This window comes from Pedobacter jaeyakensis (assembly GCF_054461315.1).
This window is the reverse complement of sequence record NZ_CM136921.1, coordinates 1,574,672-1,587,655: the sequence shown is the minus strand read 5'-3', so window position 1 is coordinate 1,587,655 and position 12,984 is coordinate 1,574,672. Positions and strand designations below refer to the sequence as shown.

Below are 12,984 nucleotides of genomic sequence, written 5' to 3'. Positions count from 1 at the left end.
AGAAATCTAAAGGGCCTTTTTTATTAGTGAGATGCAGGTCTCGGTTTGATCTGCGATGCTTTCAGATAAACTTTAGCACCTTTTTTGTTCACACAATATTTTCTGTTGCTTCCGTCGATGTACACATCTGTACCATCCGGAGCCATCATCCCTTTCCAGGTTTTATCAGCTATTTTGGCGCTTCCCTTAACAGCCACTTCAGCTGTCTTGTTGCCTACCTTTGTAGCAGCATGATCAATAGTTTGTCCGACCGTTTTCTTTTTTTCCTGTGCAAAACTACCAAATGCAGTTGCAGTGCTTAGGGCAATGATAAATAATCCCTTTAAATATTTAGTTTTCATAGTATTGGTATTTATACTATGAACAAAGACTGGCAGATTTTGTTTGCTAATTTAACAGCTCAGTAAGCTGTTTCATTTTTAAATGCGGAGATTGCTTTTCATAAAGTATAGCATACACAGCCTGGCAAATAGGCATATCCACCTTATATTTTTTGTTTACATTGTGCATGCACTTCACTGCATAATAACCTTCAGCAATCATATTCATCTCCAGTTGCGCTGATTTTACGGTGTAGCCCTTACCTATCATATTACCAAAAGTACGGTTACGACTAAACTGAGAATATGCAGTCACCAGCAAATCGCCCAAATAGGCTGATTCTTTAATATCTCGGTTAATCGGATGCACCACATCAACAAACCGCTTAATTTCCCTGATCGCGTTAGAAATCAGCACCGCCTGGAAGTTATCCCCATATCCTACTCCATGGCAAATCCCGCTTGCCACCGCATAAATATTTTTAAGAACGGCAGCGTATTCAGTCCCGAAAATATCGTCTGAGACATTAGTTTTAATATACCTGGTTTTAAGCAGTCCTGCAAAGAAAGCCGCAAGCTGCAGGTTTACGGAAGCGATGGTCAGGTAAGAAAGCTTTTCCAACGCTACCTCTTCGGCATGACAGGGACCGCTAATCACCACAATATCTTCCAGTGGGATTTGATATTTACAGTTTAAAAACTCACCAATAATCAAATTCTCATCAGGCACTACACCCTTAATTGCAGAAATAAACTTTTTCCCCTTCAATTGCTCTGGCGTGATCCCCACCAGCGTCTCCTTTAAAAAGGCAGCCGGAACATTCAATACAATATAATCTGCATTTTCAATAATTGCCGATATGTCGCTGGAAATATGGTCTCCCGGAATCTGGATTTCCACAGAGCTCAGGTAGTTCGGGTTGTGCTTATACGTTTGCAAGTGCGCAATGGCTTCTGTATTTCTCATCCACCAAAAAATATCTTTAGGTGAAGTGTTATCAGAGAGCATTTTGATGATTGCAGTAGCCCAGCTCCCGCCGCCAATCATTGCAACTTTAGGTGTCATAATGTATAAATAAAAAAACCCGGTCTCATGTTTTAGACCGGGGCAATTTACTTATTTAAAATGACTGATAATATCAATTTTATTTAGGGCTCGCAAACAGCTGATCCTTAGTGGTTTTTTCCACCTTCATGCCGTCCTTAAGTTTATTCTGAATAGCAGAATACGGACCGGTAACCACATCCTGACCAGCTTTTAAGCCAGTTTTAACGATGATATACTGATCATTCTGGATTCCTGTAGTTACTTCAACCTTCTTCACGGTAGCGTCCGTATTGTACAGGTAAACATATTGCTTAACGGTCTTATCGTTCAGCTTCGCTTTTTGCTTATCCTGGTTGGCATCATTAGCTGATTTTTCGCCATCTTTAGCTGCCTTATTTTTGTCTTCCGTAAATACGCACTGTATTGGAATAGCAAGACCATTTAACGATTCACTTTCAATATCAACCGTTGCTGAAAGCCCTGGCCTAAATGGTGATGGTAAATCCTTCGCACCGCCTTTAACATCGCTGTAAGATTCTGCGACAATACGCACCTTCACGTTAAAGTTGGTCACCTGGTCTACACTGGTAGTGGTACCTATATCCTTAGATGAACTCGCAATCTCGGTTACAATCCCTTTGAATTTTTTATCGGCAAACGCATCTACTTCGATAACTGCGCTATCGCCCACATTTACACGGTTAATATCGTTCTCATTAACATCTACGTTAACCTCCATGGAAGAAAGGTTGGAAATTCTCATAATCTCCGTACCAGCCATTTGAGCGGTACCAAGAATCCTGTCGCCCAATTCTACAGACAATTTGGAGATTACACCATTTACAGGGGCAAATATAGTTGCCTTTGCAAGGTTTGCGCCTGCCTCTTGTACGTTTGCACCAGATTGCTCCAACATAAATTTGGCAGCGGTCAGTTCTTCTTTAGCGCGACCAAGATTAGTCTTTGAAGTTAGGTATGCAGCTTTGGCAGCATCAAATTCCGAGGCAGAGATCACTTTCTTATTAAAAAGTTCTACGTTACGTTTGTACGTTGCCTCTGCATTAACCATATTTCCCTGCGCCTGTGCAAGCATCTGTTGTGACGATGCCACGGTAGCTTTTTGAGAGCTGTATGAAGCAGTAGCCCTATCATAGCCTGATTTTAAAACATCTGGTCTAACACGGCAAAGCAGCTGGCCTTTTTTAACCACATCACCTTCTTTAACCAATAACTCAATCACTTCACCGGACACTTCAGAGCTCAGCTTTACTTCTGTTTCCGGCTGGATCTTGCCACTTGCTGTAACGGTTTCAATTACTTTCCTGTCAGCGGCTTTTTCTATGGTCACCTTTTCAGCCTTCTTGCCTCCAATAAGGCCAGTAAGTTTTGCAACCACCAGTAATACTATGATTACAGCTACTGCAATTAATATCGGTTTTAGTTTCATTTGTTATTATTTATTGTTTGTTATGCCTGGTATTATTAGTTATGATTAAGTTTAAAAGGTAATCTGGCGGCCCAGGTAATAGTCAATAACTTTGGCCCGGAACAGAAAGTCATATCTAGCGCGGATATTGTCAATCTCAGCTTTGTTTTTATTGGTTTGCGAGGTACTGTAATCCAGAGAGTTTACCAATCCAACATTGTAACGCTGTTCAATTACAGAAAATGCTTCCGTACGGGCGTTAAAGGTTTTTGTAGTGGATTCGTAAGTACTTGCTGCCGCTTTTAAATCTGCAACTGCCTGGTAAATAATTTTATTCAGGTTATTTTTTGCCAGCTGCTCATCGGCTTGTACCTGCAGTAAATTGATGCTTGCCCTTTTCACACCAGATTTTGCCTGCAAGCCGTTAAATATCGGGATACTTAAGCTCATTCCTAATCCTTTGGAAACGTTGTTCCTGATTTGGTCAGAGAACGCGGCATTAGGAAAACCTGTCGGATAATTATAATTGTAGAAGTATCCAGTACCATAACTACCACTAATGGACAAACGCGGATAAAGGTTACCTTTTGCAATATCCACACCTTTTTTTGCTGATGAAGTTTGCAAAGAAGCCAATTTCAAATCCGGGAAAACCTTTACTGCTTCTATATAGACATCTTCCGGGTTATAAGCGGTAGATGGCTTATTGAAAGTAGAAAGCACAGGTGCTTGTATATCATATTTAGTTGAAGATGGTATATCCATCAATTGCGACAGGGTTAAGTAAGAAATGGTCAGCGCGTTATCCGCTGTGGTCACGTCCAGTTCGGCAGTGGCCACAAGTGATCTTGTTTCTGCAATATCAGCAAGTGTTTTATTACCCACATTCAGCAATTCCTGTTGTTGCACCAGTTGGTCCTGGGCGACTTTTAATTGCTGGGTAGCAGCAACTAGCCTGTCTTTATTGTATAAAATATCCAGGTAAGAAATAATCACCTGCAGGGTCAGGTCATTCTTCAATTTATCAGTGTTCGCTTTCCCAACTTCCAGTAAAATCTTGTTCTGCTTAATCTGGTTTACTTTTGTAAAACCGTTAAATAAGTCAGCGCTGGCACTGGCACCTGGACCAAAATTATAATTCTGGGTGTTCTCATATATACCTGATGTACCGCTGTTGTTACGGCCCCATGACATCCTTTGCGATATATCTGCATTTACGCTTGGGTACAGGGCTGCTTTAGACTGTGTAAGCGTCACATCTGCCAGTTCTTCGCTCAACTTTGATTTTTTAACCTGAAGGTTATTGTTGAGCGTGTTTTCGATAGCTTGCTGTATCGTTATAACCTGTTGTGCAACAGTCACTTTAACAAGTCCTAATGTTAAGAAAAGAGATAAGGCTATAGTAAGCTTTTTCATAATTTAAATTTCACAATAATAAGATAAACAACTTTTTGATTTTGTAAATTTTCGGGTACAACAACAGTTTCCTATCTTTGAGCATGTACCTGGTCCGATCTCCGCTATTACTTAAATGGTATTATCCTCAGCTCATCTGGAATAAAAAACGGGACCATAAAGTCATTTATTTAACCTTTGACGATGGACCTATACCCGATGTTACAGACTTCGCACTAAAAACTTTAAAAAGCTTCGGTGCCAAAGCTACCTTTTTTTGTATTGGAGACAATATTCATAAACATCCCGCCATTTTCCAAAATATAAAGAACGATGGCCACAACATCGGTAACCATACCTTCAATCACCTAAAGGGCTGGATTACACCAGATCCGCTGTACCTGGATAACTTTAAAAAATGCCAGTTGCAAACCTGCAGTAACCTATTCCGTCCACCTTACGGGCGAATCAAAAAATCTCAAATCTCGGCCGTCCGCGCTGCCTATCCCAACATGGAAATCATCATGTGGGATGTGCTCAGCGGAGATTTCGATCAATATCTGGATCCCCATCAGTGTTACCTCAACGTGATAAAACATACACAAAAAGGATCAATCGTTGTTTTTCATGACAGCCTTAAGGCCGCTCCCCGTCTATATTATGCCTTACCAAAGGTACTGGAATATTTTACTAAGCTCGGCTATAGCTTTCAAGCCTTACCGGCGCCCAGGTTCAACGGGTAGCACAACGCCAATCCAAGGCCAAAACTTCCTAAACGCGCACGGGCCGATTTAAAGGCTTTTAAGGCAATCTGCAACATGCTAAAGCGTTCATAAACGGACAGCAGTGTTCATTATGGGACTCTATCATTTGTTTAGAATAAGTATAAATAATATAATGATTTACAGATGATGGCCTCCCCCTGTTTTTTTTTGTAAATTCGCTACAAATAACAAAATACTTACCCTTTTAACCCATATTATCAATGGCTTTTGATATTGAAATGATCAAAAAGGTGTATGCAAACTTTGGCCCCCGCGTTGAGGCGGCACGTAAATTAGTAGGCAGACCTTTAACACTTTCAGAAAAAATTCTTTATACCCACCTTTGGGACGGAAATACCAACACTTCTTTTGTAAGAGGTACTGATTATGTTGACTTTGCCCCTGATCGTGTTGCAATGCAGGATGCAACTGCCCAAATGGCTTTATTACAGTTTATGCAAGCAGGCAGGCCACAGGTTGCCGTTCCATCTACCGTACATTGCGATCACCTGATCACTGCAAAAAATGGTGCGGAAATAGATTTACCAGCTGCAAATACAGAAAGCAAGGAAGTTTTTGATTTCCTGGCTTCAGTTTCGAATAAATACGGTATCGGCTTCTGGAAACCAGGTGCAGGTATCATTCACCAAGTTGTTCTGGAAAACTATGCTTTCCCGGGTGGTATGATGATCGGTACAGATTCTCACACAGTTAACGCCGGTGGTTTAGGTATGGTTGCCATAGGTGTTGGCGGTGCCGATGCCTGCGACGTGATGGCCGGACTTCCATGGGAGCTTAAATTCCCTAAGCTGATCGGTATCAAATTGACCGGTAAATTAAATGGCTGGACTTCGGCAAAAGATGTTATCCTTAAAGTTGCAGGTATCTTGACCGTAAAAGGCGGCACTGGTGCAATTGTAGAATATTTCGGCGAAGGTGCAACCAGCATGAGCTGTACGGGTAAAGGTACCATCTGTAACATGGGTGCAGAGATCGGCGCAACTACTTCTACTTTCGGTTACGATGAGAGTATGGAACGTTATCTAAGAGCAACTGATCGTGCAGAAGTTGCTGATGCTGCAAACGCGATAAAGGAACACTTAACTGGTGATGCAGAAGTTTACGCAGACCCTGCTAAATATTTTGACCAGATTATTGAAATTAATCTTGATGAACTTGAACCTTACCTAAACGGTCCTTTTACTCCAGATTTGGCTACGCCTATTTCTAAAATGAAAGAAGTTGCCGAAGCTAACGGATGGCCAATGAAGATCGATGTAGGTTTGATCGGTTCTTGTACCAACTCTTCTTATGAAGATATCTCGAGAGCGGTAAGCATCGCTAAACAAGTAAGCTCAAAAGGCTTAACTTCTAAAGCAGAATATTGCATTAACCCTGGCTCTGAGCAAATCCGTTTCACCATTGCCCGCGATGGCTTCCTTGACGTGTTCAACAGCATCGGCGCGAAGGTATTTACCAATGCATGCGGACCGTGTATCGGTATGTGGGACAGGGTGGGTGCTGAAAAGCAGGAAAAGAATACCATCGTACATTCGTTCAACAGGAATTTCGCGAAACGCGCCGATGGTAATCCAAATACATTTGCATTCGTTGGATCTCCTGAACTGGTAACTGCATTGGCTATTGCTGGTGATTTGAGTTTCAATCCCCTAAAGGATACCTTGACTAACGATAAGGGTGAGCAAGTTATGCTTGATGCGCCTACAGGGTATGAATTACCTCCAAGAGGTTTTGATGTGGACGATGCTGGTTATCAAAAACCTGCTGAAGATGGCAGTGGCGTGCAAGTACTGGTATCTCCTACCTCACACAGGTTACAACTACTAGATCCTTTCAAAGCTTGGGAAGGCACAGACCTTAAAGGGTTAAAATTACTGATCAAAGCAAAAGGTAAATGTACAACGGATCACATCTCTATGGCTGGCCCATGGTTAAAGTTCCGCGGTCACCTAGATAACATTTCCAATAACATGCTCATCGGAGCGGTAAATTATTTTAATGATTCAACCGATTCGGTAAAGAATGTCTTAACTGGCGAATACGGACCTGTTCCTGCAACGCAAAGGGCTTACAAAGCGGAAAACTTGGGTTCTATCGTTGTTGGCGATGAAAACTACGGTGAAGGATCTAGTCGCGAGCACGCGGCGATGGAGCCTCGTCACCTTGGTGTACGTGCCGTACTGGTAAAATCATTTGCCCGTATCCACGAAACAAACCTTAAAAAACAAGGTATGCTGGGATTAACCTTTGTCAACAAGGACGATTATGATAAGATTCTGGAAGATGATGTAATCGATATCAATGGGTTAACCACTTTCACGCCTAACGTTCCTTTAACGCTGGTATTAAACCACGCTGATGGAACCAAAGAGGAGATTTCGGTAAACCACAGTTACAATGCTCAACAAATTGATTGGTTTAAAGCTGGTGGTGCATTAAACATCATCAGGAGAGAAGCAGCGCTAAAAGCCGCTGCCAACGCATAACACGTCATCCCCAGCATAGGACGGGGTCTCGTTACATAAAAAAACTCCCGTTCAAAAAACGGGAGTTTTTTTTATGCAATAAAGCGACTGCATTTACCTGCTCAAAAACTCCTTAAACCAGTACCCAGAATCCTTAACAAAACGCTCCTGTGTTTTAAAATCGGTGTACACCAGTCCAAAGCGTGCTTTAAAACCTTCGGCCCACTCAAAGTTATCCATTAAGGTCCAGGCCATATATCCTGTAATGTTAATCCCTTCATTCTTCGCCCTTAACACAGCGGCCAGATACAATTCATAATAAGCAATCCGTTCCTCATCATGTACCCGGTTATCTGATGTCAGCACATCCTTATAGGCGGCTCCATTTTCCGTGATCATCAAATTTTTAATGCCCGGATAAGCAGCAAACTGTTTAATAATATTATAAAAACTGTCGGCATTCACCTCCCATCCCATAGCCGTATGGGGCTTCTTTCTGCTCTTGGCCTTTACTTCCCAAGCCTGTATTACCGGCACAAAAGCATTGTATTTTACTGTTAGCGGAAAGTAATTCTGCAATCCTATAAAATCAAAATCAAAGGTCATTCGTGCCGTATGCCGCCAGGTGGAATGGTTTATGGCAAATTTTTCCAACAGTTCCCAGTTGGCCGTAGGGTAGCCCATCCCCAGCAATGGCTCAACAAAAAGCCGGTTCATTAACGTATCTATACGGTTGGCAGCCAGTACATCTGCATCGCTTTGCGAGTAAGGTATTATTTCCGAACAGGAAAATGTGGTCCCGATTACGGCACCTTTTACTTCCGCCCTAATGATCCTTCCGCCGTCTGCCTGGGCAATTGCCGTATGGTGGACGGCCGAGAAAAAATTAGTGACACCTGTCTTTCCTGGCGCATGTATGCCCAGCATATAGCCCAGGGACGTAAAACCGAAAGGCTCATTTAATATTATCCAGTGTTTCACCTTATCGCCATATTCTTTGGCGCATAACAATACAAATTCATTAAAAGCCTCATTAATCGCGAAAGAAGTCCAGCCCCCCTCTTGTTCCAGTGCATCCGGCAAATCCCAATGGTACAGCGTCACATAAGGAACAATGCCCTGTTTCAAACATTCATCAATCACCTGATGATAAAAGCGTACGCCCTCCCGGTTAATCAAGCCTTTTCCCTGTGGCAATACTCTCGGCCAGGAAATGGAAAAGCGGAACACAGAAAAGCCAAGTAGTTTCACCAGCGCAATGTCTTCTTGAAAGCTGTGGTAAAAATTGCAGGCGTCTCCTGCCTTTTTTGAGAAGGTGTCCCAAATGGATGGCCCTTTCCCAAAAAGATCAGACGCACCTTCAATTTGGGCAGCAGCAACCGCCACCCCCCAAACAAAATCTTTCCCAAAATCTGATGCTTTGATCATTCTTAATTATTCCGACGCAATATCTAACATTAGTATTAACTTCATATTAACTTATAAAGTTTAAGTAAGCGCTAAAACAATCTATTACCACCCCATGAAATCGATATTGATTTTCGTATTCCTGATCATCACGACGACCGTATTAAAAGCGCAAGTCCCCGATCAAAGTTGGTGGACTTTCTCCTATCCCCAAAACAAATCTCAGGGTGGCGGTCTGCTCAACTTAAGCTACCTCAATGAACGTTTGGCTGGCGAAAATGGTTTTATCCGTCTAAGTAATGACGGCAACTCTTTTGTAAATGAAAAAGGCAATGCAGTGCGATTCTGGTCCTGCAACGGCGGTAGTCTGGCGGCCGAGTTTAGTGATGCAAAGTTAGACACCCTGGCTAAATTTCTGGCCAAAATAGGTGTTAACCAAATCCGCTACCACGCGGCCGTCAATCCGCATGGCAAAAACACCAAACTTACAGAGGTAGATACTAATGAAATTAGGAACATTTGGCGCTGCGTGGCCGCCATGAAAAAACAGGGCATCTATACGGTCATCTCCCCTTTCTGGCCCCATAACGGACACATGGGCGGCTGGGTACCTGAAGAATGGGGCATCGATGGATATTCCGGAAAGGACGATTTATGGGGTGTCCTATTCTTTAATGAAAAGCTAAAAGCCGGGTACAAAGCCTGGGTAAAATATTTATACACGACTAAAAACCCCTACACCGGCATCGCCCTGAAGGATGAGCCGGCAATCTCCATCATCCAGGTTGAGAACGAAGATGCCGTATTCTTTTGGACCATGAGTGCCATTAAGCCAGAACTCACAAAACTCATCGGCACGCAGTTCTCCGCATGGCTGAAACAAAAATATGGAAATACCAGAGTAATTAAAGATACCGTGGATCTGTTGCCCATCTATAACCTAACCATACCGGCCACCAAAAATAGCGCAGCGCAGATAAAGGACCAAGTGGAGTTCTACGCCTATAAACAGCATGCCTTCTATCAGGAAATGGTTGATTATTATCGTAACCAGCTTGGCTGCAAACAGCTCATCAATGGCAACAACGGGCGCACAGCTTCTCAAAGTAGGCTATTGGACCTGGAGCGGTACACCAACAGCGCTGCTGATGTCATGGCAGTGAACAAATATTTCGACTCGCAGCACAAGGGACCAAATGAGGGATGGCGCATTGATCCCGGTGATTTCTATGACGCACCTTCGGCCCTCAAAAATCCGCAAAACCTACCCACCAACATCAAACACGTAGCCGGTCACCCCATGATGGTTACAGAAAGCGCATGGAACCTTCCTAATAAATACCAAACTGAAGGACCGCTGCTCGTTGCTGCCTATAGCGGATTAACCGGTCTTGATGCTTTCTTTTGGTTCACGCCAACCGCAGCAAATTACGCCGCAGATCCTTATTACAATTTCATAAACCTGAACGGTCAGCATCCGTTAAACCGGTGGACCAACTCCACACCTGGTGAAATGGGCATGTTCCCAGCCAATGCCTTAATGCACAGGATGGGTTATGTTAGAGAAGTGAATGCGTTTAAGGAACGGCGGACCATGGAAAGTTTGTACAACCGCGAAGTCCCTCAAATTTTTGAAGAGCAATCTTTTGATCCCAATCGGGATTTTGTGGTTTTCGATAAGAAAAACGAGGGTAAGGCCGAACTTTCTCCCTTAACATTTTTAACCGGGGGTATTACCACCAACTACGGCAACAATAAAAACGAAACCATACTTGCAGAGAATGTAAATCAACTCATCAACACCAAACAACAGCAGGTCACTTCCCTAACTAAAGAACAACAACTGAATTACAAGAATGGCGTCTTTATCCTCAATACCCCAAAAGCCAAGGCCATCAGCGGGTTTCTAAATACGAAAAAACACTTTGATCTTGATGAGGTCATTATCGAATCAACTAACGAATATGCTACCATAGAGCTGGTCAGCATGGACAACAAATCCCTAACCAGTTCCAAAAAAATACTTTTACAAGTAGGCACGTTATTCAGGCCTACCGACTGGAAAGAAGAACCGGCCGTATCCGGAAAAAAAGATCAGGAAATAAAAGGCTTTAAAATCACCAATACTGGCAAAATGCCCTGGCTAGGTATGCCAGCTTCAGGAAGCATCAGCATCAACAACAAAGGGCTAAAAAAGGCCACGCAGTTGGATGCAGCGGGTTACGCGGTCAGAAGCCTAAACCTGGAAAACACCAGCAAAGGCATCCGGCTCCAGCTACCTGTAAATGCCTACTATATCCTCTTAGAATAAGCAGAGCGAAAACCTACAGCGAAAGGCCGATTTCTTTCAACAATAAGGCTGCATTAAAAGTCTTGCACGGCCCCTGCTTCAGCTTGTAGTCAAAATTCATTTCTCCTTCCGACAGTTGTATGTCGAAATGATAATTTCTCACCTCTTGGGGATAATCAGCTACCATCTCAGATAGCTGTAAATCATGCGTAGCAAAAAGCGCAGGTGTTTTTTGAGCAATTAGTTTTTCTATAAATACTTTAGAACCTAAATACTTATCCCTGCTGTTCGTACCCCGCAGCATCTCATCTATCAGCACAAAAGAACTTTTATCACTGGCAGTCGCGTCCAGTATCATTTTCAACCGGTTCAGCTCTGCTTTAAAAGTAGAGGTTTGGTCGTTCAAAGAGTCTTTGATCCGCATGTAGCTCAGCAAACTGAATATCGAGGAATTCAACTGCTCTGCGCATACGGGCGCACCTGCAAAGGCCAGCACCATATTAATACCCACCGTTCGCAAGAATGTACTCTTGCCCGCCATATTGGATCCCGTCACAATATCCGTAGTGGGCGCTGCCGCCAGCATAAAATCATTAGGTACACGGACATTTTCTCGTATCAGTGGGTGACCTAAGCCCATACATGAAAAGCTAAAAGATTCCTCAATAACTGGGAAAATCCATTCTGGTTCGTTATAACGTAGCGTAGCAAAAGAGACCAACTCCTCAAACTCGCTAATGCGATACAATCCCTCCACCAAATTCTCTGATGAATCCCTATGCCATCGGTAAAGCCTAACCGCGCAGCGCAAATCCCAAAGCAAAAACACATTTAGGAATGCGGCCAGAAAAACATTTAACCGCGCATCAAAAGCCGTAATAATACCAGCAAGTTTTTTAATCTGCAGACTAACAGATTGGCCCGACTTAACGTTTACAAAAAGCCCTTTGATATAGGCAGATTTCCAGCCAACATCTTCCGTCCATTTGATCGTACCCGAAAAAGAATTGAGCAAATTGGAGCTGCCAGAAAAGCCATAATAGATTTGGTTGGTCGCCGCTAAATTAAAAAAGGTGACCGCCGCATTAAAAAGGGCAAGCAGGCCAAAGATCGACCAAAGTACCCCATTAAAAATGATCGCCGCTGCAAATACGCCAAAAGTAATAAATGGCACAGCCGATACGTAAATCTTAAGGAAAGGCTTCCGTGTAAATGCCAGTTGCTTCGGCAGCTGATGCGTTAGTTTATCCTTAATGATAGCTAGCTGCTCCGGGTTATGGTCCTCCAACTGGGCCCTAAAATGGAAGGTCTGTTCAATATGCGTTTCCAATTCCGTTATGGCTTCCTTTCTTAGTGCTATGGTCTGCCTGTCGTTGGCACTCAGCAAATTACCGGCAAGCAAACGCATACCATCTGCCGTTTTAGATCGATTAATCAACGCAAATAAAGAACCCGGGCCTACTATATCCAGATCAGATGCATAAGGATGTGCCTCATCATTAAAAAGCGCACCATTAGCATAGCCATTTTTACCGGCCAATACCAGGTTTACTTCATTCTCATACACCCAAAGCAATTTTATGGCGTAGGCCAGCTCCTCTTGCAGGGCAGCTTGTCTTTTTACAAGCATCAAAAAAAATAAGAGCGGAACGGCTAGCATTACTCCAAACTGCCAGTAAAAACTGTAGTTAATAATCAGTGCTACAATCAATATCTCGGCAATAAAAGCGCCCAGTCGTGATAAAGCAACCTGGTTCAGCTTACTTTTAAGGTCACTGATAATTGTTTGCTGCGCAGTCACATGATCTTTGTATCCGGCAAGAATGTTCTCCTTTGTTTTTACCATTA

Annotated in this window: 9 protein-coding genes; 3 read left to right on the top strand and 6 right to left on the bottom strand. The window is 43.0% G+C overall.

What is annotated here, in order from left to right; genetic code table 11:
* Positions 1 to 23: 23 nt before the first annotated feature.
* The 4 genes from ACXZ1K_RS06990 to ACXZ1K_RS06975 form a co-directional block, all read right to left on the bottom strand.
* The gene (locus ACXZ1K_RS06990; RefSeq protein ID WP_458972669.1) at positions 24 to 341 is read right to left on the bottom strand and encodes a hypothetical protein; all 318 of its coding nucleotides are present in this window, start codon (positions 339 to 341) and stop codon (positions 24 to 26) included.
* 46 nt (positions 342 to 387) lie between these two features.
* The gene (locus tag ACXZ1K_RS06985; RefSeq protein ID WP_458972668.1) at positions 388 to 1,386 is read right to left on the bottom strand and encodes an NAD(P)H-dependent glycerol-3-phosphate dehydrogenase; all 999 of its coding nucleotides are present in this window, start codon (positions 1,384 to 1,386) and stop codon (positions 388 to 390) included.
* Between the two features lie 79 nt (positions 1,387 to 1,465).
* Positions 1,466 to 2,815, bottom strand: a complete 1,350-nt coding sequence (locus ACXZ1K_RS06980) for an efflux RND transporter periplasmic adaptor subunit (RefSeq protein ID WP_458972667.1) — start codon at positions 2,813 to 2,815, stop codon at positions 1,466 to 1,468.
* Between the two features lie 51 nt (positions 2,816 to 2,866).
* A complete protein-coding gene (locus tag ACXZ1K_RS06975) occupies positions 2,867 to 4,210 on the bottom strand; it encodes a TolC family protein (protein WP_458972666.1) in 1,344 nt (447 codons plus the stop codon).
* Positions 4,211 to 4,293: 83 nt separating this feature from the next.
* On the opposite strand from ACXZ1K_RS06975, the gene ACXZ1K_RS06970 reads away from it, so the two are divergent.
* Positions 4,294 to 4,932 (top strand): polysaccharide deacetylase family protein, encoded by a 639-nt coding sequence (locus ACXZ1K_RS06970; RefSeq protein WP_458972665.1) that lies wholly within the window; start codon positions 4,294 to 4,296, stop codon positions 4,930 to 4,932.
* A gap of 242 nt (positions 4,933 to 5,174) precedes the next feature.
* Positions 5,175 to 7,460, top strand: a complete 2,286-nt coding sequence (locus ACXZ1K_RS06965) for an aconitate hydratase (protein WP_458972664.1) — start codon at positions 5,175 to 5,177, stop codon at positions 7,458 to 7,460.
* Between the two features lie 93 nt (positions 7,461 to 7,553).
* On the opposite strand, the gene ACXZ1K_RS06960 is transcribed toward ACXZ1K_RS06965, so the two are convergent.
* Positions 7,554 to 8,867, bottom strand: coding sequence for a glycoside hydrolase family 1 protein (locus ACXZ1K_RS06960; RefSeq protein WP_458972663.1), 1,314 nt, complete (start codon positions 8,865 to 8,867; stop codon positions 7,554 to 7,556).
* A 94-nt stretch (positions 8,868 to 8,961) separates the two neighbouring features.
* Between ACXZ1K_RS06960 and ACXZ1K_RS06955 the strand changes: the two genes are divergently transcribed.
* Positions 8,962 to 11,157, top strand: coding sequence for a hypothetical protein (locus ACXZ1K_RS06955; RefSeq protein WP_458972662.1), 2,196 nt, complete (start codon positions 8,962 to 8,964; stop codon positions 11,155 to 11,157).
* A gap of 13 nt (positions 11,158 to 11,170) precedes the next feature.
* On the opposite strand, the gene ACXZ1K_RS06950 is transcribed toward ACXZ1K_RS06955, so the two are convergent.
* Positions 11,171 to 12,982 carry a MutS-related protein gene (locus ACXZ1K_RS06950; RefSeq protein ID WP_458972661.1) on the bottom strand — a complete coding sequence of 604 codons (1,812 nt, stop codon included), beginning with the start codon at positions 12,980 to 12,982 and terminating at the stop codon, positions 11,171 to 11,173.
* Positions 12,983 to 12,984: the final 2 nt, after the last annotated feature.